We start from the raw sequence: 23,860 nt of genomic DNA, 5'->3' as shown, positions 1-23,860 counted from the left end.
CCGTCGGCGGCCTAGCCTTGCCGGCAACGAGAACCGCACGGGAGGAAGCCTGCCATGGCCACGCGTCGAGCCCTGCTTGCCGGGGCCGGATTGCTTGCCGCACCCGCCACGCTGCGCGCCCAGGCCGCCTGGCCGGGCGAGAAGCCGATGGAGGTGATCGTCCCCTTCCCGCCCGGCGGCGGCGTGGACGTGATGACGCGGCTGATCATGCCGCTCGTCGCGGCGCAGATCCCGGGCCTCCGCCACGTCGTCGTCAACCGCACCGGCGCCGCCGGCCAGATCGGGCTGGAAGCCACCTTCAACGCGGCGGCCGACGGCTACACGATCGGCGCCACCACCATTCCCGCGCACAACGCCATCCCGCTCGAGCGCCAGGTGCGCTACCGGGCGATGGACTTCACCTTCATCGCCAATGTCGTCGAGGACCCCAACGCCTTCTTCGTGCGTGCGGACAGCCCCTTCCGCACCGTGGCGGATGTGGTGGCGGCCGCGCGTGCCCGGCCCGGGCATGTCACCTACGGCACCACCGGCATCGGCAGCGACGACCACCTCTTCATGCTCGCCTTCGAGGCGGCGGCCGGCCTGCAGCCGATGGTGCAGGTTCCCTTCGCCGGGGCGGCGCCGCTGATCCCGCAGCTGCTCGGCGGCAACATGGATCTCGCGGTGCTCAACGTGAACGACGCGCCGCAGCTCGTCCGCGAAGGGCGGCTCAGGATGCTCGCCCAGGGCGCGGCGCAGCGCCGCCCGGAAGCGAGCGACGTGCCCACCTTCCGCGAGGCCGGCTTCGATGTCATCGGCAGCGCCTCGCGCGGGATCGTCGGTCCGCCCAACATGCCGCCCGCGGTGGTGCAGCGCCTGACCGCCGCCTTCCGCGCCGCCCTGAACGACGAGGGCTTCCGGCGCGAGGCCGAGCGCCAGTTCATGCCGCTGCGTCCGCTGGTGGGCGAGGAATACCGCGCCTTCGCCCAATCCATCGACGACAACATCCGCCGCCTCTGGCAGACGCGCCCCTGGCGGGGCTGATCAGCGCGCGGGCAGGCGGTCGAGCCAGCCGAGGTTGCGCCGCAGCACGGCCCGGGTGCGTTCGAGACTCGGCGTGTCGTCGCGCTGCCAGACGGGCAGCGCGCGCAGGAACAGCGCCGTCAGCCCGACCTCCTGCGCCTGCCGCGCGAGCCCCCGCGCATCAAGCCGCGCGGCATCGAGCACCCAGTGGATCAGTCGGGAGAGGCTGAAGACCATCGGCACCCAGTGATGCGGGTGCGATGGATGCAGCTTTGTGCGCAGCATCGCGCCGGCGACGCGCCGGTGCGCCTGCTGCGCTGCGAACCAGCGCATCATCACCGTCTCCACGCGCGCCGAGGGCGGATCAGCCGGATCCGGCGGATCGCCCCCGACCATGGCGGCGAGCGCGCGGGCGAACCAGGCATCGGCGATGGCATCCGCATCGCGGTAGTGCTTCAGCACGGCGGCGAGCGGCACCTCCGCGCGGGCGGCGACGGCGGCGAGGCGCAGGTCATACCATCCCGAGGCCGCGCCCTCGGCGAGCGCGGCATCGAGGATGCGGTCGGCGACAGGGGATGTCATGGCGGCGGACCCTCCCGCCGCCCCATGTGGGGTCAGAGCCCCGCCTGCTCCAGCCTCAGTATGGCGCGCGCCATGGCCTGCGCGCGCGGCACCACGCTGTCCAGTTCGAGGTATTCCTCCGGGCTGTGCGCCTTGCCGCCCACCGGGCCCACGCCGCACAGCGTCGGCGCGCCCATCGCCGCGGTGAAGCCGGAATCGGCGCAGCCGCCGGTGAACTCCGCCTCCACCTTGAGCCCGCTCTCGGCGGCCGAGGCCTGGTAGATCGAGAACAGGCGGCTCGATTCCGGCGTCGGGTTGAGCGGCAGGAACTCGCCCTTCACGGTCAGCCTCGCGCGCGTGCCGGGCACGTAGGCGCGCGCCACGATGTCGTGGATGCGGCCCATGATCTCGTCGCGCTGGTCGGGCTCGACATAGCGCAGGTCGATCTGGAACTGGCAGGCGGGGGCGACGGTGTTGACGCTCTGCCCGCCCTGCACCAGCCCGACATTCAGCGTGATGCCGCGCGCGAGGTCGGTCAGCGCGTGGATGGCGACGATCTTGTGCGCCGCCTCCCCGATGGCGCTGATGCCGGCCTCGAAATTGCCCCCCGAATGGGCGGCCTTGCCCTCGATGTCCACCACGCTGAACACGCCGCCCTTGCGCGCCTTCACGACGTTGCCGGAAGCGCGGCCGGGCTCGCTGTTGAAGACGACGCGGGCGTACTTCGCCTCGGCCTCGATGACGGGCCGGCCTTCCGGGCTGCCGATCTCCTCGTCGCCGGTGAAGAGGCCGACCAGCGGGCCGGGCGCGCCGCCGAACTTCTTGAAGGCGGCGAGGACGAACATGTTCATCACGATGCCGGCCTTCATGTCGGCCACGCCCGGGCCATAGGCGCGGTTGCCCTCGATGGTGAAGGGCCGGCGTTCGGGCTCGCCCCTGGGGAAGACCGTGTCGCGGTGGCCCATCAGCACGATGTTGCTGCGCTGGTTGCCGGTGCCGATGGCGTGCCCGCCCTCGACGAAGGCGCGGATGCAGTCGCCATGGTTGCGGCCCGGCACCGTCTCGGTGCGGATGCCGTGGCTTTCCAGGAAGCGCCGCACCTGCGCGCCGGTGCGGTCAACACCGGCCTTGTCGTAGGAGCCGCCGTCTGTGTTCACCATCTCGGCGAGTTCGGCCAGCATCGCCTCCTTCTGCGATGCCAGCCAGGCGGTGATCTGCGCTTCGGTGCTCATGCGGGGCTCTCCTTCTCCCCGCAAGGCTGGCACCGCCGGCGCGCGGCGCAAAGGGGGCGGGGCGCTACTCGATCCGCCCCAGCGCACGCACCACGCGGACGAGCCGCGCCGCGTCCTCGGTGTAGAAGCGCAGGAAGGCCTCGCCGTCGCGGTGGTCCACCGTGTTGCCGCTCGCCGTCATGGCGCGCTGGAAGTCCGGGTCCTGCGCCGCCTGGGCGGCGGCGGCACGGATGCGCTCGAGGATCGGCGCCGGCGTGCCGGCAGGCGCGAAGAGCCCCACCCAGATGTAGAACTCGCAATCCGGGTAGCCCTTCTCGATCAGCGTCGGCACATCGGGAAAGGCGGCGAGACGGTTGCGCCCCCAGGTCGCGAGCGGCCGCAGGGTGCCGTTGCGGATATGCGGCGCGACGGGGCCGGGACCGGAGGCGAGGCACTGAACCTGCCCGCCCAGGATCGCCTGCAGCGCCGGCCCGCCGCCCTGGAAGGGGACATGCAGCATGTCGAGGCCCGCGGCCTGGGCGAGCTGCGCCATCGGCACATGCAGCGCGGAGTAGTTCCCGGCAGAGGAATAGGCGAACTGCCCGGGCCTGGCGCGGATCTCGGCGATGAACTGCTCGATGGTCTGGATCGGGCTCGCGCTCGGGACCACCAGCACGACCGGATCGGCCGAGAACAGGCAGATCGGCGTCAGCATCTCGGGCGTGTAGTTGGGCTCGCGCCCGTTCACCCGCGCGGCCTCGGGCAGCAGCGCCATGGAGGAGAGCGCCATCAGCAGCGTGTAGCCGTCGGGGGCGGCGCGCGCGACGAAGGCGTTGCCCACCGCGCCCGCCGCGCCGCCGCGATTCACGATGGGCACGGCGACGCGCCAGATCCGCTCGAGCGCGGCGGCGACGGGCCGCCCCACCACGTCGGCCTGCCCGCCCGGCGGGAAGGCGACGATGATGCTGACCGGCCGCGCGGGATAGGTCTCCTGCGCAGCGGCCGGGAAGGCAGCGGCTGCGGCGGCGGCACCGAGAAGCACGCGACGTTTCATGGCTTGTTCCTCCCTTGATCTGGCCGATGATCAGCTCACGCGACGGGGTTCTCCAGCACGCCGATCCCCGGCACCTCGATGCGCACCACGTCGCCGGGCTTGAGGAAGCGCGGCGGGGTGAAGCCGATGCCGACCCCGGCGGGCGTGCCGGTGGCGATGATGTCGCCCGGTTCCAGGGTGATGGCTGCGCTGATCGTCGCGATGAGCGTCGGGATGCCGAAGATCAGGTCGGTAACCGGCGCGCGCTGGCGCAACTCGCCGTTCACCCAGGTCGAGAGCGACAGGCGCGGCGGCACCCCGGCGGCATCGGCGGTGACGATGGCCGGCCCCATCGGGCAGAAGCCGTCAATCCCCTTGCCCAGGATCCATTGCCGGTGGCGGTGCTGCAGCGTGCGCGCGGTGACATCGTTGACGATGGTGTAGCCGAACACATGCGCGTAGGCCTCGGCCTCTGCGATTCCGCGCCCGCCCTTGCCGATCACGACCGCGATCTCGCCCTCGTAATCCGTGCTCCCCGTGGGATCGAGGAAGGAGGGGATCGGCTCGTGCGGGCCGATCACGCTGGTGGGCGGCTTGGAGAAGACGACCGGCGCCTCGGGCACCACTTCCTTCGCGGTGGCGTCGAAGCCGCTGGAGGCGAACTCCTTCGCATGCTCGTGGTAGTTCTTGCCGACGCAGAAGACGTTCTTCGCCGGGCGCGGGATGGGCGCCAGAAGGCGCGCGCCCTCGGCCACCGGCGCGCGGGCCATCGCCGCGCGCGCGGCCGCGAGTGCCTCCGGCCCGCCCGCGATCAGCGCCAGCATGTCGCGCGGCAGCGCGGGATCGGCGGCGGCAAGGTCGAGCACCGTTCCCGCCTCGTCCAGCGCGCCGATGCGCGTGCCCCTGCCGTCCCTGAAGGTGACCAGACGCATCGCCGCCTCCCGTCCCTATTGCACCGAGGCCGCCTGGCCGGCCCCGGCGGGGTCGGCCAGCGGCAGGCTCGCCGCGCGTTCGAGCGCCCGCGCGCCGCGCAGGGCGATGTCGTCGCGATAGAGCGCGGCGGCCACCTGCACCGCGCGCGGCATCCCTTCACCGTCGAGCGCGACCGGCACGCTGATGGCGGGCTGCCGCGTCAGGTTGAAGGCGAAGGTCCAGGGCGCCCAGTCGCGCCAGAGCGCGAGCTCGGGCTGCGTCGTCGGCTGGTCGGCGGCGAAGGCGGCCGTCGGCGTGCAGGCGGTCAGCACCAGGTCGTAGCGCTGGTGGAAGCGCGCCATGGCGTGCGCGGCCTCGAGGCGCATCGCCTCCGCCGCGAGGTAATCCACCGCCGACATGTCGCCATTGCGCCGCGCGACATCGAGGATGCCGGCATCGAGCAGCGCCCGCTTCTCCTCGGGGATGGTCGCGACGACGCGGGCCAGCGCCACGCCCCAGACCCGGCCGAAGATGGCGCGGGTGTCGGGCAGGCCCGGGTCGGCCTCCTCCACCATCGCGCCCTGTTCCTCGAGCATCCGCGCGGCACCCATCAGCACCGCCTCGCCATCCGCATCGAGCGGCGGCTCGAAGCCCATGCGGCGCACCACGGCCACGCGAATCCCGGCGACGCCGTCCTCGATGCCGCGCCGCCAGTCCCGCGCATCATCCGGCAGGCAATAGGGGTCGCGCAGGTCGTGGCGCGCCATGGCGCCGAACATCAGCGCCGCGTCGCGCACGGTGCGCGTCATCGGCCCGGCCACCGCGACATGGCCGAAGGCGCCGAGCGGCCATTGCGGGATGCGCCCGAAACTCGGCTTCATGCCGACCAGGCCGCAGAAGGCCGCCGGGATTCGGATCGAGCCGCCCGCATCGGTGCCGATATGCAGCGGGCCGAAGCAGGCCGCGCCCGCCGCGCCCGCGCCGCTGGACGAGCCGCCCGGCGTGCGCTGCGGGTTCCAGGGATTGCGCGTGATGCCGTGCAGCGGGCAGTCGCCGGGGGATTTCCAGCCGAACTCGGTGGTGGTGGTCTTGCCGATGATGACCGCTCCCGCCTCCTTCAGCCCCATCACCGCGGGCGCGTCCTCGGTGGCCGGCGCGGCGTCGGTGGCGCGGGACCCGCGGCGGGTCGGGAAGCCGGCGAGGTTCAGCAGGTCCTTCACCGTCGCCGGCACGCCGTCCAGCGGGCCGATGGGGCGGCCGGCCATCCAGCGCGCCTCGCTCTCCCCCGCCGCCTGCACGGCGCGGGGGTTCATGGCAGCGAAGGCGTTGACCCAGGGGTTGTAGCGCGCGACGCGCTCCATCACCGCCTTCAGCGCCTCGACGGGCGAGAGCGCGCGGCGGGCATAGAGGCCGAGGAGCGTCTCGGCGGACATCAGGGCAGGGTCTGTCTCGGACATGCGTCTTCCGGTCGGGGCAGGTCGGGCGCAGCATGGCGCTCCATCACGCGAAGGGATACCCCGCATGGCCGAAGCCGCGAAGAAGCCCTGGGAATGGAGCGAGCCGGAATGGCGCCGCATCGTCGGCCGCGCCCGCGCCGGCCGCTCGCTCGCGCCCGAGTCCTGGCCGGGCGCGGCGCGCTGCGCCGTCGCACTCTCCTTCGATGCCGACCACGAGACCATCCCGTTGCGCGATGCGGACGAAAGCCCGATGCGAATCAGCCAGGGCCAGTACGGCAACCGCCAGGGCGTGCCGCGCATCCGCGCGCTGCTCCGCCGGCACGGCGTCAGGGCGTCCTTCTTCTACCCCGCCGTCTCCGCGCTGCTGCACCCCGAGGAGGTGCGCGCGGTCGCGGAGGAGGGCCACGAGATCGGCATCCATTCCTGGATCCACGAGGCGAACACGCAGCTGCCACCCGGCGTCGAGCGCGAGCTGACCTTCCGCGCCGCCGACACGCTGGAACGCATCGCCGGCCGGCGGCCCGTGGGCATCCGCACCGCGTCCTGGGACTTCTCGGTGGACACCATGAACATCATCCGCGAGCTCGGCCTGCTCTACGATTCCTCGCTGATGGCCGACGACGATCCCTACGAGCTGACCGACCAGGGCGAGCCCACCGGCATCGTCGAACTGCCGCCCGAATGGATCCGCGACGACGCGGTGTACTTCAACATGCTGCGCTTCTCCGCGCTCAGGCCCTACACGCCGCCCTCGGCGGTGGAGGAGATCTTCCGCGCCGAGTTCGATGCCGCCCATGCCGAGGGCGGGCTGTTCCTGCTGACCATGCATCCGCACGTCATCGGCCATCGCAGCCGCATCGGGCTGCTCGAAAGGCTGGTGGAGCACATGAAGGCGCGCGGCGGCGTGTGGTTCGCAACCCATGAGGAGGTGGCGCGCTGGTGCGCCACCCGGGCCGGCCTCGCGACGCGGGGCTGAGCCACGGCGCGAGCGGGAGGCGCCATGCCAGCGGGCGAAAGGTCAGACCTTTCGCGCGGTGGTATCGGGCGCGGCGCGGGTGGGGCGGCCGCGCGCGGGACCAGGTCCGGATGGCCTGCGGGCAAAGGCGTCCCTGTGTCCGCAGGGGGTCAGGTCACCTCGATGTTGGCCGCGCGGGCCACCGCGCGCCATTGCGCGAGCTGCTCGCGGATCAGGCGCACGAAGGCCTCGCCCACGGGCGGCGGGTTGCGCGGCAGGGTCTGCACATCCTCGAAGCGCTGCATCAGCTCCGGCCGGGCGAGCATAGGCGGCACCAGCGCGGTGAGCCGCTCGACCACCGGCGCCGGCAGCCCCTTCGGCCCCGACAGGCCGAGCCACTGCGCCGCGGTCAGGCGCGGGAAGCCGAGTTCGGCGAAGCTCGGCACATCGGGGAAGGCCGGCAGGCGCTGCGGCGAGGAAACGGCGAGCGCGCGCAGCGAGCCGTCGCGAAGCTGCGCGACATTGGTGGTGATGGGGTCGATGAAGCTCTCGATCACGTTGGCGAGCAGGTCCTGCATGGCCGGCGCGCTGCCCGCATAGGGCACGTGGTCGAGCTGGGGCGTGCGCGCCTCTGCCTTCAGAAGCTCACCGAGCAGGTGCGGCGCCGAGCCGATGCCCGAGGAGCCGTAGCGGACCGGGCGCGTGCGCGCCGCCTCGAGATACTGCTCCAGCGTCCGGAAGGGCGATTGCGCGCGCACCAGAAGCACCATGGCCGCATCCACCAGATGCACCATGTGCGTGAAGTCCTCGACCGGATCGAAGGGCATGCTCCGGCGCGTCGCGGCGGCGAAGACATGCACGATGGCGTGGCTCATCAGCAGCGTGTAGCCGTCGGCCGGCGCCTTCGCGACATGGTCGGTGCCGATGATCCCGGCCGCGCCGGCGCGGTTCTCGACCACGACGGTCGCGCCGAGGCTCTGGGCGATGATCGGGGCCATCAGCCGCGCGATCGTGTCCACGAGGCCGCCGGGCGGGAACTGCGCCACCAGCCGGATGGGCCCGCGCGCCGGCCATGCGGCGCCCTGGGCGCTGACCAGCCCAGGTGATGCGAGCAGCGAGGCGCCGCCCGCGAGAAGAACGCGACGTCTCATCGGAAACCCCCTTGAAATCCGTGTCCTGCGGCCGATCGTTCCATGATCGGAAATCGCGATCCAATCACAATGCGCGAGGCGGCGGCCCGGCCCGCCGCCCTTCGCCCATCAGGTCACGACGATGTTGAACTGCCGCGCGACTGCGCTCCAGTCGTTGATCTGCTGCTGGATCAGCGCCGTGAAGTCCGCGCCGTAGAGGCTCGGGTTGCGCGGCAGGGTCTGCAGCTCCTCGAAGCGCGCGACGAGTTCGGGGCGCGTCAGCAGCGAGGGAATCAGCGCCGTCAGCCGCTCGACGACCGGCTGCGGCAGGTTGCGCGGCCCCGACAGGCCGAGCCATTGCGCCGAGGTCAGCTTGCGGAAGCCGAGCTCGGCGAAGGTCGGCACGTTCGGGAAGGCGGGCAGGCGCTGCGGTGAGGAGACGGCGAGCGCGCGCAGCACCCCGTCGCGCATGAGCTGCACGTTGGTCGTGATCGGGTCGATCATGGACTCGATCTGGTTCGCCATCAGGTCCTGCATCGCGGGCGCGGAGCCGCGATAGGGCACATGGTCGAGGTTCGGCGCACTGGCCTCGCTGCTCAGCATCGCGCCGAGCAGGTGCGGCGCCGAGCCGATGCCCGAGGAGCCGAAGCGCACCGGGCGGGCGCGCGCCGCCGCGATGTATTCGTCGAGCGTGCGGAAGGGCGATTGCGCGCGGACGAGCAGCACGTTCGGCGCCTCGACCAGCAGGCCCATATGGGTGAAGTCGCTGATCGGATGGAAGGGCAGCGTCGGCATCGTCGCCGTCGAGAAGACATGCACCGAGGCATGGCTGACCAGCAGCGTGTAGCCATCGGCGGGTTGCTTGGCGACGTAATCGGTCCCGATCACGCCGCCGGCGCCGGCGCGGTTCTCGACCACGACGTTCTGGCCCAGCGCCTGCGTCATCACCGGCGCCATCAGACGGCTGACGGTGTCCACCAGCCCGCCCGGGGGGAACTGCGCGACGAGGCGGATCGGCCCGCGCGAGGGCCAGGCCGCCGCCTGGGCGGTGGCGATGCGCGGGGCGGCGAAGGGCGCCAGCGCGCCCGTGGCCGCGAGCCCGAGTAGTGCACGACGATTCATGGTTCTGCTCCCTGTCGAGGCAGGGTCGCCGCGGCCTGATCAGGCTTCAGGCAGGATTGCCGCCGCCGAGCGGTCCGGGACCGACCCCGTCGCCGGATCCGCAAGCCGCGTGCCAGTGCCGAAGGCGCGCCTCAGCCCGCGCCCGGCCCGGCCGCCTCGCCGAGCAGCGGGTTCAGCGCGATGCGCCAGGCCGCCGCCTCGTCCTCGTCCGCGAAGCCGAGATGGGCGCCGAGCAGCGTGATCCCGCGCACCACCACCAGGAAGCGCCGGGTGCCGAGCCGCGGCACGTTCAACGCCACGATGTCGCCCTGGATGAGGCCCGAGACGCCGCGCAGCATCGCCCCGCCGGCCGAGACGTCGCGCAGCACGCCGCTGACCACATGCGGGCCGTACTGGACGATGCAGGGCTCCTCGACGATGACGCGCGGGCTGGCGCGGCGCTCGCCCAGGCTGTGGTTCAGGGCCGCGCGCAGCGCCGCATCCTCGGCACGGGGGTCCGCGGATACGTCATTGGCCGGAGCCGGCGGCTGGCCCGGATCGCGTTCCCTGTCGGACATGGCCCTCCCGCGCCGCGTCGGGCTGCGAATCGCGGCCAGCCTAGAGCGGCCGGCCGCCGCACGGAACGAGGAATGTCACGGCGCCGGACGCTACTGGGCGAGGGCGGCGCTCCAGGGGCTCATCGCGTCGGTGATGCCCTGCCGGGTGCCGTCCGGGGCGATGCGGATCAGGTTCGGGCAGGCGAAGTTCACCGGCAGCACGGCGTGCTCGACCTCCGTCACCGCGGCTTCCGCGGCCAGCGCCGCGATGGTCTCGGCGCCGAGGCGGATATCCGCCGTCACGCCCTCCGGCCCCGAGACGTCGAGGCGCGGATGGTGGGCGGCCTGCTCGGGGCTCATGCCGAAATCCGCGACGTAGGACAGCATCTGGAACACCGAGGCCATGATGCGCCGCCCGCCCGAGGCGCCGAGCGCGATCGAGGGCGCATCCCCCTCCGCCGCGATCACCGGGCACATGTTGGTCAGCGGCCGCTTGCCCGGGGCGATGGCGTTCTTCGCCTCCGGCCGCGGGTCGAACCACATGATGCCGTTGTTCATCAGCACGCCCGAGCGCGGCAGCACGACGCGGCTGCCCATGCTCGACAGCAGCGTGGTGGTCATCGCCACCATCATCCCGTCCTTGTCGCAGACCGTCAGGTGCGTGGTGCAGGATTCGGCGGCCTTCGGCTCGGCATCGCCGAGGCCCGCAAGCCGCTCGGCATAGGCCGCGCGCATCACGCGCGCGAGCCGCGCATACCAGGCGGGGGAGGGCACGGGCCCGGAGAAGTCGGCCTCGCGCATGCCTTCGAGCACGCGCAGCAGCGTCGGCGCCGCGGTCAGCCCATTGGCGAGGAACACCTGCCGGCCGCGCCAGTCCGCCGCCAGCGCCGGCCGCACCACGGCCTTGCAGCCCACGAGATCGGCGGCGCTGATCGGCGAGCCCATCTCGCGGAAATCGGCCAGCAGCTCGCCCGCGACCTCGCCCTCGTAGAAATCGGCGAGGCCGGCATGGGCGAGGCGCTCCAGCGTCTCGGCGAGCCTGCCCTGGCGGAAGAATCCCGGCGCGCCCTGATAGGGCGGCACCGGCGGCAGGCCGTTGGGCAGGTAGATGCGCGCGCTTTCCTCATACAGCCGCAGCACCGCCGCGCTGTTGGCGATCTTGAGCGTGGTGAACCAGTCCTGCGCGAGGCCGCGCCTGGCCAGCGCCACGGCCGGTGCCATCACCACCGAGAGCGGCAGCTTGCCGTGCCGCTCATGCAGCGCGGCATAGCCCGCGACGGCGGAGGGGATGGCGAAGGAGAGCGGGCCATGGACGTTGCGGTCGCCCTCCACCTCCGGCCAGGTGAAGAGGTCCGCCTTCATCCTGCCCGTCAACGGGAAGGCCGAGGGGTCGAGGCCATGCGGCGCGACGGGGCCGAAATCGAAGGTCTGCGGCGCGAGCCCGGGGGCTGCCACCTGCGCGAAGCCGATGCCGCCCAGGCCCGAGTTCCAGGGCTCGACGACGGCGAGCGCGAAGGCCGTGGCGACCGCCGCATCGGCCGCCGAGCCGCCCTCCTCAAGGATGGCGAGGCCCGCCTCGGCCGCATCCCGCGCCTGGGAGGCGACCATGCCCCGCCGGCCGGTCGCACCGGGCTTGCGGACCTGCCAGTGCTGCGTGACATGCGGGGGCGGTGTCCAGGCCATGGCGGGCGTTCCTCGTTGCGTGGTCCAGGCCGAGCCTCGCGCCGGGGGGCCGTTCGGGCAACCCCCCGGTTTGCCGAGCGAGCGGCTTTGCGCCTAGGAAGCCTTCCGGAATCGCCGCCCGTTCAGGAGAGTATGCTCATGTCCGCAACGAAGGGCCTCGTCGTCGCTCCCGTGCTGAAGGCGTTCATGGAGACCGAGGCGCTGCCCGGCACCGGCGTCGAACCCGCGCGCTTCTGGGAGGCGATGGAGCGGATCCTGCGCGAGCTCGCGCCCCAGAACGCCGCGCTGCTGCGCAAGCGGGACGAGCTGCAGGCGCAGATCGACGCCTGGCACCGCGCCCATCCGGCCAGGCCGGTGGACCTCGCGGCCTATATCGCCTTCCTCAAGGAGATCGGCTACCTGCTGCCCGAGCCCGGGGAGGTGAAGGTCGGCACCACCGATGTGGATCCCGAGATCGCCTCGCTGGCCGGCCCGCAGCTCGTCGTGCCCGTCTCCAACGCGCGCTACGCGCTGAACGCGGCCAATGCGCGCTGGGGCTCGCTCTACGACGCGCTCTACGGCACCGACGCCATCCCGCAGGAAGGGCCGCGCGCCAAGGGCTATGAGCCCGCCCGCGGCGCCAAGGTGATCGCGAAGGCGCGGGAGGTGCTGGACCGCGCCGTCCCCCTCGCGCGCGGCAGCCATGCGGAGGCGACGCTCTACCGGCTCGAGGCCGGCGCGCTCGAGGTCACGCTGAAGGATGGCGGGACGACCGGCCTCGCGCGGCCCGGCCAGTGCGTGGGCTTCCTCGGCGATGCCCATGCGCCGTCCTCGCTGCTGTTCGTGAACAACGGGCTGCACATCGAGGTGAAGTTCGACCGCGCGCACCCGATCGGCAAGACCGACCCCGCGGGCGTCTGCGACGTGGTGCTGGAGGCGGCGCTCACCACCATCCAGGACTGCGAGGATTCGGTCGCCGCCGTGGATGCCGAGGACAAGGTCGGCGTCTATCGCAACTGGCTCGGGCTGATGAAGGGCGACCTGACGGCCGAGTTCGAGAAAGACGGCCGCGTGATGACGCGGCGGCTCAATCCCGACCGCATCTTCCAGAAGCCCTCGGGCGGGGCGATGACGCTGCACGGCCGGTCGGTGATGCTGGTGCGCAATGTCGGCCACCACATGATGACCGATGCGGTGACGCTGGACGGGCAGGAGACGCCCGAGACCATCCTCGATGCCATGTGCACGGTGGCGATCGCGCTGCACGACATTCGCGGCAAGCGGATGAACAGCCGCGCGGGCTCGGTCTACATCGTCAAGCCGAAGATGCACGGGCCGGAGGAAGTGGCCTGGGCGGACACGCTGTTCGCGCGCGTGGAGGATGCGCTCGGCCTCAAGCGCGCCACGCTCAAGATGGGCATCATGGACGAGGAGAAGCGCACCACCGTCAACCTCAAGGCCTGCATCGCGGCGGCCAAGGACCGGGTGGTGTTCATCAACACGGGCTTCCTCGACCGCACGGGCGATGAGATCCACACCTGCATGGAAGCGGGCGCGGTGGTGCGCAAGAACGACATGCGCGCGCAGCCCTGGATCCGCGCCTACGAGGACTGGAACGTGGATGTCGGCCTGATGTGCGGCCTGCGCGGGCGCGCGCAGATCGGCAAGGGCATGTGGGCCATGCCCGACATGATGGCCGCGATGCTCGAGCAGAAGATCGGCCACCCCAGGGCAGGCGCGAACACCGCCTGGGTGCCCTCGCCCACCGCGGCGACGCTGCATGCGCTGCACTACCACGAGGTGGATGTCGCGGCCGTGCAGGACGCGCTGGCCAAGGGCGGGCGGCGCGCGAAGCTCGAGGACATCCTGACCGTGCCGCTCGCGCGCGACACCAATTGGTCGCCGGCGGATGTGCAGGCGGAGCTCGACAACAACGCCCAGGGCATCCTCGGCTATGTCGTGCGCTGGGTGGACCAGGGCGTGGGCTGCTCGAAGGTGCCGGACATCAACGATGTCGGGCTGATGGAGGACCGCGCGACGCTGCGCATCAGCAGCCAGCACATCGCCAATTGGCTGCGCCACGGCATCGTCACCTCCGCGCAGGTGATGGAGACGATGCAGCGCATGGCCGCGGTGGTGGACCGCCAGAACGCGGGCGATCCGGCCTACCGCCCGATGGCGCCGGGCTTCGACGGGCCGGCCTTCAAGGCGGCCTGCGACCTGGTGTTCGAGGGTGCGAAGCAGCCCAACGGCTACACCGAGTTCGTGCTGACCCGCCGCCGGCGCGAAGCCAAGGCGGCCGCGTGAGCGGAGCGCGCCGCTGAGCGATGACGTATCCACCCTCGTGGACCAGCGCACGTCGGCCGAGGCGGCGGAGGGCGTGGCCGCGCGCATGCTCGCCTGGCTGCAGGCGGAAGGCATCATCGGTCCGCCGGAGACGGTCGGGGACATTCATCGCCGCTGGATCGCCTCCATCGGCGGCGCCGACGATCCAGCGCTGACCGGCGACAGCCGGATCGTATACCGGCCCGGCCCCGCCTACCGGCGGGCCTGCCTGGACGATCGGCCCTCCAGCCTCGTGTTCAACTGGCTCGAGGTGAAGATCGGCCGGCGGATCTTCGATGCGGGGGAACTCGGCCTCGGGATCCACTGCCCGTCCTGCGGCGCCGAGCAGACGGAAGGCAGCGGGGACTGGAGCGAGGCGTTCTCAGCCTGGCATCGCGACGGCACGGGCGACACCCTCGCCTGCCACGCCTGCGGCCTGGCGGCACCCTTGACGGGCTACCGCTTCGAGGCCGCCTGGGGGTTCGGCTGCCTCGGCTTCGCCTTCGCCAACTGGTGGCTCGACCCACTTTTCGTCGCCGCCTTCGCCAGACGGCTCGGCCATGATGTCGTGCTTGTCCACACGCGCATCTGACCGCGGCCGGCCGGAAGCGACCTTCGGTCCGCTGCCGGAATCTTCCTCCGCCAAAGGGAAACGACACCCGTGACCGAATCGCTGCCCGACCGTCTCTCCACCGACCCCGACAGCCCCTTCTTCAACGAGGCTCTGCTCGCCCGCGGGGTCGGCATCCGCTTCCGCGGCCAGGAGAAGACCAATGTCGAGGAATACTGCGTCTCGGAGGGCTGGGTGCGGGTCAGCGTCGGCAAGGCGGTGGACCGGCGCGGCAAGCCCTTGACCATGAAGCTGCACGGCCCGGTCGAGCCCTATCTGCGCGAACCGGCGTGAGAATGCGAAGGGCCGGGCGCCCCCCAGCGCCCGGCCCCCGCGGCAAGTCGCGGCAATGGAGCCTGCTGCACGGGCCGCCTTCCCCCGATGGCGGCCCGGCGCGGCTCACATCTCCTGCGACCTGTAGATGCTGACCCCCCCGATCAGCGTGGTCAGCGCGCCGACCGCGGAAAGGAACATCCCCACCATGTCCCGGTCCGCCGCGGCAAGACCGCCCGGCAGGGCGATCCTCGGCATGCCGCCGTAGAGCGCGATGTAGGCGCCGGCGGCGACGGCGGCGAAGCCGAAGACCAGCGCGATCATCCCGAGGGCGAGAGCGGCCCTGCCGTCGGGCGACATCCCGAACTCATACACTTCCGCCTTCTTCCGAAGCGCGCTGCCGCCCCTATCCCGCATGGCACCAACCCCCTTGTGCAATCAGAACGCGATAAGGGAACACCAAGCACGTTTCGTATGCAATAGTTAATCTGCTCGTATTTTTTAGACAATTGATCTCGGACACTTTATCTAGCGGTACAAAAACGTGAATATACGCTACATCTAGCGTAACGCAGATTTAACGGTTACTGTCGCATTTTGAGACGTGCGAGACGCTCGGTTTTCCGGCTCGTTCCCGCCACTCCCAGCCCGCCTCCGCATCCTGGGCGCGCATTCCGCGCGACCGATGAACGCGCGCGGGGCGGGCGCCCGTCAGCCCGGCGTCAAGGAATCGTCCGCGGAGGCGCCCTCATCCGGCCGCGGCGCGCGGCGGCGCGGCGCCGCGGGCACGCAGCCAGCGCTCCATGCGCACGAGCGCCTCGTCGAGCAGCGCATCGCCCTTGCAGAAGGCGAAGCGCGCATAGTGGTTGGGCGCATTCTCGCTGGCGTAGAAAGCCGTGACGGGGATGGCCGTGACCTTCGCCTCCTCCGTCAGGGTGCGGCAGAAGGAGACGTCGTCCCCGTTCCAGCCCAGCGGGCGAACATCGGTGGTGATGAAGTAGGTGCCCTTGGTCGCGAGCACGCCGAAGCCGAGGCGCTTCAGCCCCTCCCCCAGCCGGTCGCGCTTCTGCTGCAGATGCGCCGCGAGCCCGGCGAAATAGGCGTCGTCCTTCGCCAGCCCCACCGCCACCGCCCGCTGCAGGTTCGGCGGCGTGGTGAAGGTGAGGTTCTGGTGCGCCTTGGCCACGTTCGGCGCGATCCCCCTATCGCAGGTGATGTAGCCGACCTTCCAGCCGGTCAGGCTGAAGGTCTTGCCGGCGCTGCCGATGCGCATGCAGCGCTCGCGCATGCCGGGCAGCGTCATCAGCGGGATGTGCTTCCAGCCGTCGAAGGTCAGGTGCTCATAGACCTCGTCGCAGATCGCGTAGCAGTCGTGGCGCTGGATCAGGTCCGCGAGGAAGGCGAGCTCGGCCGCGGTGAACACCTTGCCGGTCGGGTTCATCGGCGTGTTGAACAGGATCGCCTTCGTCCTCGGCCCGAAGGCCGCGGCCAGTTCCGCGCGCGGCAGTTCCCAGTTCGGCGGCGAGAGGCGCACGAGCCGCGGCACCGCGCCGAGCAGCCTCACCACCGGCAGGTAGGTGTCGTAGAGCGGCTCGATCAGCACGCATTCATCGCCCGGGTTGAGCACCGCCATCAGGCAGGCGGTCAGCGCCTCGGTCGCGCCGGAGGTGACCACCACCTCCGCATCGGGGTCCACCTCCAGCCCGTAGAAGCGGCGGTTGTGGGCGGCGACGACATTGCGCAGTTCCGGCACGCCGGTCATGGGCGGGTACTGGTTGCGGCCGTCGAGCAGCGCCTCGGCGGCCGCGCGCACCACGTCCTCCGGCCCGTCATAGTCCGGGAAGCCCTGGCCGAGATTGATCGCCTGGTGCTGGTTGGCCAGCGCCGACATCACCGTGAAGATCGTGGTGCCGGTGGCGGAGAGAAGGGCGTTCTGCGGCTTCATGGCCGGCGCTTGTCCTGCTGCTGACGGGCGTTCGCGCGTTATGGGGCCGGCGCGGCGGGGCGGCAACGGGCGACGCATCGGCGCCGGGCGCGGCGCAGACCGCCCGCGAATCCTCGGGGTGCGCCAAGCACGATGGGATGAGCCACCGCACAACCCGAAACTGACCAGGAGCGCGGCAGATTTCGCCTATTTCTTGTGCATAAAGCCCATTCCCTCGGCGGAAATCGGCATGGAAGCGGGATTTTCCGTGGCCCCCTCGGATTGCTGGCCCGGCACGCCGCGTGCAATACCCGGAGCGCTCGCGGGTCGGCGAGGGTGCGGCGCATGACGACCGCCCTGGGGCGGCAGGCGGGCGCTGGAGCACACGGGCAACAACGAACCGGGCAGGCAACCGGGAGGAAGGCCGAGGCGCCCCGCGGGGCGCGAAGGCCGCTGGACAGGAGCCGATGAAGAAGATCGAGGCCATCATCAAGCCCTTCAAGCTCGACGAGGTGAAGGACGCGCTGCACGAGATCGGCCTGCAGGGGCTGACGGTGATCGAGGCCAAGGGCTTCGGCCGCCAGAAGGGCCATACCGAGCTCTACCGCGGCGCCGAATACGTCGTGGACTTCCTGCCCAAGGTGAAGGTCGAGGTGGTCTGCTCCGACGACATGCTCGATCGCGCGGTCGAGGCGATCCAGCAGGCGGCGCGGACCGGGCGCATCGGGGACGGCAAGATCTTCGTCTCCGACATCGCCGAGGTGATCCGCATCCGCACCGGCGAGCGCGGCGAGGAAGCCGTCTAGCCGCGAGGCTTCCGCCGCCCCCTCCTCGGCGGGGGGCGGCGCCCGGCCCGGATGCGGCGCGATGGCGCGGCCCGGACCGGACCAGCCGGGCAGGTCGGCCTGAACGCCGCCCCGCCGGGCAAGCCGGGCCGCGCCGCGGGGCACCGAAGCCGCGGCGCGCGAACAGGGTTCGGGATTTTCGCAGTCAGGGAACAGGACCGCACATCATGGCCAAGAAGCCCGCCGCCGCCGGAGGCAGCTCCCCCGTCTCCAAGGTCATGGAGATGATCAAGGAGCACAGCGTCGAATACGTGGACTTCCGCTTCACCGACCCGCGCGGCAAGTGGCAGCACACGGCCCAGCACGTCTCGACTATCGAGCCCGAGATCTTCGAGGAAGGCATCATGTTCGACGGCTCCTCGATCGCCGGCTGGAAGGCGATCAACGAGTCCGACATGATCCTGATGCCGGACCCCGAGACGGCGGTGATGGATCCCTTCTCGGCCAAGCCGCAGATGATCCTGTTCTGCGACATCTACGAGCCCTCGACCGGCCAGCGCTACAACCGCGACCCGCGCGGCACGGCGAAGAAGGCCGAGGAGTACCTGAAGTCCACCGGCATCGGCGACACCGCCTATTTCGGCCCCGAGGCCGAGTTCTTCATCTTCGACAACGTGAAGTTCGGCACCGGCGGCAACTACGGCATCTACCAGCTCGACAGCATCGAGGGGCCGCAGGCGTCCCTGAAGGACTACCCCGAGGGCAACATGGGCCACCGCCCCGGGGTGAAGGGCGGCTACTTCCCCGTCCCGCCCGTGGACAGCGAGCAGGACCTGCGCGCCGAGATGCTCTCGACCATGGGCGAGATGGGCGTCGTGATCGAGAAGCACCACCATGAGGTGGCGCAGTCGCAGCACGAGCTCGGCATGAAGTTCGGCACGCTGGTGCGCATGGCCGACCACCTGCAGATCTACAAGTACTGCATCCACAACGTCGCCCATTCCTACGGCAAGACCGCGACCTTCATGCCGAAGCCGATCTACGGCGACAACGGCTCGGGCATGCATGTCCACCAGTCCATCTGGAAGGCGGGCAAGCCGACCTTCGCGGGCAACGGCTATGCCGACCTGTCCGAGACGGCGCTCTACTACATCGGCGGCATCATCAAGCACGCCAAGGCGCTGAACGCCTTCACCAACCCGCTGACCAACTCCTACAAGCGGCTGATCCCGGGCTTCGAGGCGCCGGTGCTGCTCGCCTATTCGGCGCGCAACCGCTCCGCCTCCTGCCGCATCCCCTACGCGACGAGCCCGAAGGCCAAGCGCGTCGAGGTCCGCTTCCCCGATCCGGGTGCCAACCCCTACCTCGCCTTCTCGGCGATGCTCATGGCCGGCCTCGATGGCATCAAGAACAAGATCCATCCGGGCGACGCCATGGACAAGGACCTCTACGACCTGCCGCCGGAGGAGCTGAAGGGCATCCCGACCGTGTGCGGCAGCCTCCGCGAGGCGCTGCAGTCGCTCGCCGCCGACCACGAGTTCCTGCTCGCCGGCGACGTCTTCACCAAGGACCAGATCGAGTCCTACATCGAGCTCAAGTGGCAGGAGGTGTACCGCTTCGAGCACACCCCGCACCCGGTCGAGTTCGAGATGTACTACTCCGTCTGATCCGCTCCAGACCGGACGGCACGAAGGGGGCTCCGCGCGGCGCGCGGGGCCCCTATTTCGTGCCCGGTACGCGCCCGGCCATCGGGCTGCGGGCCTTCACCCGGCCGTGAACGATTTCCTTCCCGGAGGCGCCTCGGGTGCGGCATCCTCTCCGCGCCGCTCCCCGTTTCGGCATCCGGAGATCCCCAGCCATGTCCTTCGCGGACGACCTGATGCATGCAGCCAATGCGCTGCTCGAGAAGAAGCGCTCGAACATCACCGAGGCGATGGTGCTGATCGCCAATCCCGCCTCGCTGCCGAAGATCCTGCGCGCGAAGGAGGAGGCGGAGAGCTGGTCGCGCGCCGTCTCCTACGCCTTCACCGACGATCTGCCGCGGGATGTGGCGGACAAGGTCGCGAAGGCCTCGCGCACCAACGGGCCGGCGGATGCCCTGCGCCACTGCTACCTCGCCGCACTGCTCGGCCGCGACCTCGGCTACACCGAGGCGCTCACGCTGCTGACCGCGCATGAGATGAACTCCGAATTCGGCACACCGGCCAGCCGGATGGACCTGCACAACAATGCGGTCGGCCTCGAGATCGGCGTGCGCATGAAGACGGCAAGCGACACCGACCTCACGGTCGCCGTCGTGGACGCCTTCCTGCAGGGGCGGCTGCGCGTGCTCGACAAGGCCGACGGCGACAAGCTCGTGCCGACGCGCTCGCTGACCTTCGGCCGGTAGCGCCACCGATGGCCGCGGGCGAAAGGCCCGCCGTCCCGTCCTGCGGCATCGCGCGCGGCACCGGAGCCGGATGCGCGGCGGAGCGAGGCCGCCGCCGCGCCTTCCGCCATCAGGCGGCCTTGCGCATCACCCGCGCGAAGGCCGCCACGAAGCGGTCCACATCCTCCTCGTCGTTGTAGACATGGGGGCTGATGCGCAGCCGCCCGAGCCGCGGCGCGGCGAAGGCCCCCTGCGCGGCGAGGCCCTCGGCGAGGCCTGACGGCATCCCGCCGGGGAAGGCGGCGCAGAGGATGTGCGGCGCGCGCAGGTGCCGGCGCGGAAGGATCGCGCCCGAGGCCGCGAGCCCGTCCTCGAGCCGCGCGGTCAGCATCGCGCAGCGCTCGGCGATCGCCGGCTGCCCCCAGGCGGCCATCATCTCCATCCCGACCGCGGCCATCTCGAGGCTGATGAAGTGGTCGCGCTCCCCCATGTCGAAGCGGCGCGAGCCGTCCACATAGGCGAGGTCGGAGAAATAGGGCGTGCGCTCGGCCGCGACTCCCCGGCGGCCGTGGGCGGTCTGCTCCAGCGGCACGCCATCCTGCCGGCGCTTCGCCACATAAAGGAAGGCGCGGCCATAGGGGCCGAGCACCCATTTGTAGGTCGGGAAGATCAGGAAGTCGGGATCGAGCCGGCCGACATCGAGATCCATCATTCCCGCCCCGTGGGTCGCGTCGATCAGCAGCGCCGCGCCCTGCGCGCGCAGCGCCGCCGCGATGCGGTCCATCTCCAGCGCGCCGCCATCCGACCAGTGGACATTGGCGATGGAGGCGAGCGAGACCGGCGGGCCCGGCCGCGCGATCGCCTCCTCCACCGCTGCCGTCCAGTCGCCATCGGCGGGGAAGCGCACCTGCTCGACCGTGAAGCCCTGCGCCGGCGCGCGGACCATCCATTCGAGCACCGGCGAGGAATGGTCGTCCTCCAGCACCAGCACCCGCGTGCCCGGCGGCGGGGCGAAGATCTTCGCCGCGGTCGCGACGCCGTAGCCGACCGAGGGGATCAGCGCGATGTCCTCGGGCGCGGCGCCGATCAGCGCGGCGGCGGCGGCGCGGGCGCGCGCGAACTGCGCGGCCTGGTGGTCGGGGCCGACCTCCCAGGGCCGGCCCTTGCGCCCGACGCCGATGCGCCCGGCTTCCTGCACCGCGAGCGGCAGCGGCGACCAGGCGGCGGCGTTGAGGTAGGCGACCTCGCGCGGGATGTCGAAGAGGTGGCGTTGCGAGGCGAGCATGCGGCGTCTCCCGGGAACGGTGCCCCAGCAGCCTATGGCACCGCGCCGGCGGGAGCGAGGGCGCGCCTGTCCGCTCAGCCCGCCCCGGCGGCGAGGTCCGCGACCGCATCGTGCAGCGCTTCGGCCACCGCCTCCGCGCGCCGGCGCGGATCCTCGATGGGCGGGGCGAGCAGCGCGGGCGCCACCGGCAGGCCATAGGTGATGCGCACCGGATGGCGGCGCGGCAGGCGCCGGTCGCGCGGCATCGCCTCGAAGGCGCCGCGGATATGCGCGGGGATGACCGGCACCCCGGGCAGGCCGTCGAGGATCAGGCCGATGCCCGGCAGGAAGCGCTGCAGCGCCCCGTCCGGGGAGCGCCAGGATTCCGGGAACCAGGCCAGCGCCTCCCCGCGCGCCAGCACCGCGCGCGCCATCGCCACCGCCTGCGAGGGCTGCCGCTCCTCGACCGGGAAGACCTGGAAGGCGCGGGCGAAGGCGCGGCTCGCCGCGGTCACGAAGAGGCGCTCCTTCACCCCGCCCCACCACAGCCGCCGCATCAGCCCGAACGGGAGGGAGGCGGCGATCAGCCCCGGATCGAGGTCGCTGACATGGTTGGCGACGATGACGAAGGGCCCGCGCCGCGGCAGGTGCTCCCGCCCCCGCGTCTCGAGGCTGAACAGCGCCGCGCCAATGCCGCGAGCCGCCGCCCATCCCGCCGCGCGCAGCGGCAGCAGCGCGGGCGATGGCGGGCGCGTCATGCGCTCGGCCTCGGCCGCGATCTCCGCCGCGCCGCGCGGCGCTGGCGGGCTGGCGCCTGCGCCGTGTGCCTCGCGCGCGCGTTCGAGCAGGTCGCGCACCGTGCCGATCGCGGCGATGTCCTCCTCGCCGAGGCGCAGCCCTATCCGCTGCTCCAGTTCGAGCGCGAGCGCGACCCATTCAAGGCTGTCTATGCCGAGATCGAGCGCCGGGGAGGCGGCCGGCGAGAGCGGCCGGCCTGGATAGCGCGCAGCAAGGATGTCCCACGCCTCCCGCGCGCCGGGCTGGGCGAGCAGCGCCTCGTCCTCCGGCGTGAGCGGCGGCGGCGGGGCGGCGCGGCCCGCGAGCAGCGCCTCGTACATCTCCGGCAGGCGGAAGCGCTGGATCTTGCCGAGCCGCGTGCGCGGCAGCGGCTCGCGCGCCATCACATAGCCCGCGAGCCGCTGATAGGGGGCGAGCCCCTGCCCCGCCGCGGTGAGCGCGACGCGCAGCGCGTCCTCGGGCCGCGTCGCCCCGGCCGCGCGCAGCGCCGCCTCGTCCGGCACCACCACGCCGACCAGCGCGCCGGCGCGCTCCAGCACCGCGATCTCGCGGATCGCCGGATGCGCGGCGTAGGCGGCCTCGACCTCCTCCGGCATGACGTTCTTGCCGCCGCCGAGCACGATCAGTTCCTTGAGCCGGCCGGTCACGTGCAGGAAGCCGTCGGTGTCGAGCCGCCCGAGATCGCCGGTGCGGAACCAGCCATCGGCGGTGAAGGCGGCCGCATTCGCCTCCGGATTGTCGCGGTAGCCGGCGAAGACGTTCGGCCCCTTGAGCTGGATCTCGCCGATCCCCTGCGCGTCGGGATCGGCGATGCGCACGGCGCTGCCGGGGGCGAGCGCGCGGCCCTCGGAGCCCACGCGCCGCGCCGCCGGCGTGTTGCCGGTGAAGAGCGAGGCCGTCTCCGCGAGGCCATAGCCGTTGCAGACCCGCCAGCCCAGCGCCTCCAGCGCCCAGACATCCTCGCCATCCAGCCGCGCGCCGCCGCAGACCAGCACGCGCAGGGCCGGCGCCATCTGGGCATGCACGCTGCCGAACAGGCGCCGCCCGGGATCGAGCCCGCCGCGCCTGAGGCTCGCCGAGAACTCCAGCATCCCCTCGAAGATCGCGCGGGCCAGCGCGCCGCGCGCCGCGACCCGCCCGCGCAGCCCGGCGAGCAGCGCGACATAGATGCGTGGCACGCCGACGAGGATGGTCGCGCGCGTCTCGCGCAGCGCGCGCACGAGGTCGGGGCCGGTCGCCGTCTCGGGCAGAACGAGCGTCGCGCCCGCCGCGATCGGCGTCATCAGCCCGACCAGGAAGGGATAGACGTGATGGAGCGGCAGCGGCAGCAGCATGCGGTCCTGCGGCCCGACCAGGCCGACCGCCAGGACGGCCGAGAGGTTGGCGTCGAGATTGGCGTGGCTCAGCGCGAAGAGTTTCGGCGCGCCGGTGGTGCCGGAGGTCGTCACCAGCATCGCCTCGCCATCGGGGGCGGCATCGGGGAGCGGGCCGGGGGCGGCGGCACGCAGGGCGCGCCAGCCCCCCGCCTCCTCACCGCCATCGAGCAGCACGGTGCGGAACCCGGCCTCGGGCGGCAGCGCCGCGGCGTGGGCGGCGGTGGTGAAATGCCAGCGGCACCCCGCACGGGCCAGGATCGGCGCGGCGTCCCCGGCCGCGGTCAGGTCGTCCACCGCCACCGGCACGCCGCCCGCCGCGCCGATCGCCAGACGCGCCGCGATCCAGTCCGGCCCGTTCGGGCCGTGCAGCCCGACCGGCTCGCCCGGCGCGAGGCCCGCCGCGAGCAGGCCGCCGGCAAGCCGCGCGGCATCCTCGGCCAGCGCGGCGGCCGGCCATTCCACCGGGTTGCCGCCCGCCATGGTGATGATGGCTGGCGCATTCCCGCGCGCGGCAAGTGCGGCGATCAGGCGCGCGGGGGTCCAGGGGCTGCTCATG

General features: G+C 71.9%; 21 protein-coding genes. 8 read left to right on the top strand and 13 right to left on the bottom strand.

Annotated features, from left to right (window positions below; all coding sequences use genetic code 11):
* Positions 1-54: 54 nt before the first annotated feature.
* A complete protein-coding gene (locus FHS88_RS04010; protein WP_184481561.1) occupies positions 55-1,023 on the top strand; it encodes a tripartite tricarboxylate transporter substrate binding protein in 969 nt (322 codons plus the stop codon).
* Here FHS88_RS04010 and FHS88_RS04005 read toward each other — a convergent pair whose 3' ends face one another.
* From FHS88_RS04005 to FHS88_RS03985, 5 genes are all read right to left on the bottom strand, one after another.
* Entirely contained in the window at positions 1,024-1,584 is a 561-nt protein-coding gene (locus FHS88_RS04005; protein ID WP_184481559.1) for a TetR/AcrR family transcriptional regulator, read from the bottom strand. It lies immediately after the preceding gene.
* A 32-nt stretch (positions 1,585-1,616) separates the two neighbouring features.
* A complete protein-coding gene (locus FHS88_RS04000; protein WP_184481557.1) occupies positions 1,617-2,795 on the bottom strand; it encodes a M20 family metallopeptidase in 1,179 nt (392 codons plus the stop codon).
* A gap of 64 nt (positions 2,796-2,859) precedes the next feature.
* Positions 2,860-3,828, bottom strand: a complete 969-nt coding sequence (locus tag FHS88_RS03995) for a tripartite tricarboxylate transporter substrate binding protein (protein WP_184481555.1) — start codon at positions 3,826-3,828, stop codon at positions 2,860-2,862.
* 35 nt (positions 3,829-3,863) lie between these two features.
* Positions 3,864-4,739, bottom strand: a complete 876-nt coding sequence (locus tag FHS88_RS03990) for a fumarylacetoacetate hydrolase family protein (RefSeq protein ID WP_184481553.1) — start codon at positions 4,737-4,739, stop codon at positions 3,864-3,866.
* Between the two features lie 15 nt (positions 4,740-4,754).
* Positions 4,755-6,176, bottom strand: coding sequence for an amidase (locus tag FHS88_RS03985; protein ID WP_184481552.1), 1,422 nt, complete (start codon positions 6,174-6,176; stop codon positions 4,755-4,757).
* Positions 6,177-6,240: 64 nt separating this feature from the next.
* On the opposite strand from FHS88_RS03985, the gene FHS88_RS03980 reads away from it, so the two are divergent.
* Complete coding sequence (locus FHS88_RS03980; protein WP_184481550.1) at positions 6,241-7,152, top strand: polysaccharide deacetylase family protein; 912 nt, start codon at positions 6,241-6,243, stop codon at positions 7,150-7,152.
* 149 nt (positions 7,153-7,301) lie between these two features.
* On the opposite strand, the gene FHS88_RS03975 is transcribed toward FHS88_RS03980, so the two are convergent.
* The 4 genes from FHS88_RS03975 to FHS88_RS03960 form a co-directional block, all read right to left on the bottom strand.
* Positions 7,302-8,282, bottom strand: a complete 981-nt coding sequence (locus FHS88_RS03975; protein ID WP_184481548.1) for a Bug family tripartite tricarboxylate transporter substrate binding protein — start codon at positions 8,280-8,282, stop codon at positions 7,302-7,304.
* Positions 8,283-8,390: 108 nt separating this feature from the next.
* Positions 8,391-9,383, bottom strand: coding sequence for a Bug family tripartite tricarboxylate transporter substrate binding protein (locus FHS88_RS03970; protein WP_184481546.1), 993 nt, complete (start codon positions 9,381-9,383; stop codon positions 8,391-8,393).
* A gap of 131 nt (positions 9,384-9,514) precedes the next feature.
* Positions 9,515-9,940: a PilZ domain-containing protein gene (locus FHS88_RS03965; protein WP_184481544.1), complete on the bottom strand. Its 426-nt coding sequence runs from the start codon at positions 9,938-9,940 to the stop codon at positions 9,515-9,517.
* A gap of 90 nt (positions 9,941-10,030) precedes the next feature.
* The gene (locus FHS88_RS03960; protein WP_184481542.1) at positions 10,031-11,602 is read right to left on the bottom strand and encodes a gamma-glutamyltransferase; all 1,572 of its coding nucleotides are present in this window, start codon (positions 11,600-11,602) and stop codon (positions 10,031-10,033) included.
* Positions 11,603-11,740: 138 nt separating this feature from the next.
* On the opposite strand from FHS88_RS03960, the gene FHS88_RS03955 reads away from it, so the two are divergent.
* The 3 genes from FHS88_RS03955 to FHS88_RS03945 all read left to right on the top strand — a co-directional run bounded on the left by FHS88_RS03955 (position 11,741) and on the right by FHS88_RS03945 (position 14,810).
* The gene (locus FHS88_RS03955) at positions 11,741-13,888 is read left to right on the top strand and encodes a malate synthase G (RefSeq protein ID WP_184481540.1); all 2,148 of its coding nucleotides are present in this window, start codon (positions 11,741-11,743) and stop codon (positions 13,886-13,888) included.
* Between the two features lie 37 nt (positions 13,889-13,925).
* The gene (locus FHS88_RS03950; RefSeq protein ID WP_184481538.1) at positions 13,926-14,498 is read left to right on the top strand and encodes a GATA-type transcription factor; all 573 of its coding nucleotides are present in this window, start codon (positions 13,926-13,928) and stop codon (positions 14,496-14,498) included.
* 69 nt (positions 14,499-14,567) lie between these two features.
* Positions 14,568-14,810, top strand: a complete 243-nt coding sequence (locus tag FHS88_RS03945) for a DUF3297 family protein (RefSeq protein ID WP_184481536.1) — start codon at positions 14,568-14,570, stop codon at positions 14,808-14,810.
* Between the two features lie 105 nt (positions 14,811-14,915).
* Here FHS88_RS03945 and FHS88_RS03940 read toward each other — a convergent pair whose 3' ends face one another.
* Entirely contained in the window at positions 14,916-15,149 is a 234-nt protein-coding gene (locus tag FHS88_RS03940) for a hypothetical protein (RefSeq protein ID WP_184481534.1), read from the bottom strand.
* 388 nt (positions 15,150-15,537) lie between these two features.
* Positions 15,538-16,734, bottom strand: a complete 1,197-nt coding sequence (locus FHS88_RS03935; protein WP_184481532.1) for an aminotransferase — start codon at positions 16,732-16,734, stop codon at positions 15,538-15,540.
* Between the two features lie 446 nt (positions 16,735-17,180).
* On the opposite strand from FHS88_RS03935, the gene FHS88_RS03930 reads away from it, so the two are divergent.
* The 3 genes from FHS88_RS03930 (at position 17,181) to FHS88_RS20510 (ending at position 19,887) form a co-directional block, all read left to right on the top strand.
* Complete coding sequence (locus FHS88_RS03930; protein ID WP_184481530.1) at positions 17,181-17,519, top strand: P-II family nitrogen regulator; 339 nt, start codon at positions 17,181-17,183, stop codon at positions 17,517-17,519.
* 206 nt (positions 17,520-17,725) lie between these two features.
* Complete coding sequence (gene glnA, locus FHS88_RS03925; RefSeq protein ID WP_184481528.1) at positions 17,726-19,165, top strand: type I glutamate--ammonia ligase; 1,440 nt, start codon at positions 17,726-17,728, stop codon at positions 19,163-19,165.
* Between the two features lie 191 nt (positions 19,166-19,356).
* Complete coding sequence (locus tag FHS88_RS20510) at positions 19,357-19,887, top strand: DUF6973 domain-containing protein (protein WP_211842315.1); 531 nt, start codon at positions 19,357-19,359, stop codon at positions 19,885-19,887.
* A gap of 109 nt (positions 19,888-19,996) precedes the next feature.
* On the opposite strand, the gene FHS88_RS03920 is transcribed toward FHS88_RS20510, so the two are convergent.
* Together FHS88_RS03920 and FHS88_RS03915 are read right to left on the bottom strand one after the other, a co-directional pair.
* Positions 19,997-21,151 carry an aminotransferase class V-fold PLP-dependent enzyme gene (locus FHS88_RS03920; protein WP_211842316.1) on the bottom strand — a complete coding sequence of 385 codons (1,155 nt, stop codon included), beginning with the start codon at positions 21,149-21,151 and terminating at the stop codon, positions 19,997-19,999.
* A 74-nt stretch (positions 21,152-21,225) separates the two neighbouring features.
* Complete coding sequence (locus FHS88_RS03915) at positions 21,226-23,859, bottom strand: AMP-binding protein (RefSeq protein WP_184481527.1); 2,634 nt, start codon at positions 23,857-23,859, stop codon at positions 21,226-21,228.
* Position 23,860: the final 1 nt, after the last annotated feature.

Source organism: Neoroseomonas alkaliterrae (genome assembly GCF_014199195.1).
Classification (GTDB): Bacteria; Pseudomonadota; Alphaproteobacteria; order Acetobacterales; family Acetobacteraceae; genus Neoroseomonas; species Neoroseomonas alkaliterrae.
Note: the sequence above shows the minus strand (reverse complement) of the source record. Positions and strands in the feature narration are given on the sequence as shown.

Bases quoted from the DNA above. Each gene is read 5' to 3' on its own strand.
- FHS88_RS03930 (WP_184481530.1), top strand. From the start codon at position 17,181: ATGAAGAAGATCGAGGCCATCATCAAGCCCTTCAAGCTCGACGAGGTG.
- FHS88_RS03965 (WP_184481544.1), bottom strand. From the start codon at position 9,940: ATGTCCGACAGGGAACGCGATCCGGGCCAGCCGCCGGCTCCGGCCAAT.
- FHS88_RS04000 (WP_184481557.1), bottom strand. From the start codon at position 2,795: ATGAGCACCGAAGCGCAGATCACCGCCTGGCTGGCATCGCAGAAGGAG.
- FHS88_RS03980 (WP_184481550.1), top strand. From the start codon at position 6,241: ATGGCCGAAGCCGCGAAGAAGCCCTGGGAATGGAGCGAGCCGGAATGG.
- FHS88_RS03990 (WP_184481553.1), bottom strand. From the start codon at position 4,739: ATGCGTCTGGTCACCTTCAGGGACGGCAGGGGCACGCGCATCGGCGCG.
- glnA (WP_184481528.1), top strand. From the start codon at position 17,726: ATGGCCAAGAAGCCCGCCGCCGCCGGAGGCAGCTCCCCCGTCTCCAAG.
- FHS88_RS03995 (WP_184481555.1), bottom strand. From the start codon at position 3,828: ATGAAACGTCGCGTGCTTCTCGGTGCCGCCGCCGCAGCCGCTGCCTTC.
- FHS88_RS03970 (WP_184481546.1), bottom strand. From the start codon at position 9,383: ATGAATCGTCGTGCACTACTCGGGCTCGCGGCCACGGGCGCGCTGGCG.
- FHS88_RS03920 (WP_211842316.1), bottom strand. From the start codon at position 21,151: ATGCTCGCCTCGCAACGCCACCTCTTCGACATCCCGCGCGAGGTCGCC.
- FHS88_RS20510 (WP_211842315.1), top strand. From the start codon at position 19,357: ATGTCCTTCGCGGACGACCTGATGCATGCAGCCAATGCGCTGCTCGAG.
- FHS88_RS03915 (WP_184481527.1), bottom strand. From the start codon at position 23,859: ATGAGCAGCCCCTGGACCCCCGCGCGCCTGATCGCCGCACTTGCCGCG.
- FHS88_RS04010 (WP_184481561.1), top strand. From the start codon at position 55: ATGGCCACGCGTCGAGCCCTGCTTGCCGGGGCCGGATTGCTTGCCGCA.
- FHS88_RS03935 (WP_184481532.1), bottom strand. From the start codon at position 16,734: ATGAAGCCGCAGAACGCCCTTCTCTCCGCCACCGGCACCACGATCTTC.
- FHS88_RS03955 (WP_184481540.1), top strand. From the start codon at position 11,741: ATGTCCGCAACGAAGGGCCTCGTCGTCGCTCCCGTGCTGAAGGCGTTC.
- FHS88_RS03975 (WP_184481548.1), bottom strand. From the start codon at position 8,282: ATGAGACGTCGCGTTCTTCTCGCGGGCGGCGCCTCGCTGCTCGCATCA.
- FHS88_RS03985 (WP_184481552.1), bottom strand. From the start codon at position 6,176: ATGTCCGAGACAGACCCTGCCCTGATGTCCGCCGAGACGCTCCTCGGC.
- FHS88_RS03940 (WP_184481534.1), bottom strand. From the start codon at position 15,149: ATGTCGCCCGACGGCAGGGCCGCTCTCGCCCTCGGGATGATCGCGCTG.
- FHS88_RS03960 (WP_184481542.1), bottom strand. From the start codon at position 11,602: ATGGCCTGGACACCGCCCCCGCATGTCACGCAGCACTGGCAGGTCCGC.
- FHS88_RS04005 (WP_184481559.1), bottom strand. From the start codon at position 1,584: ATGACATCCCCTGTCGCCGACCGCATCCTCGATGCCGCGCTCGCCGAG.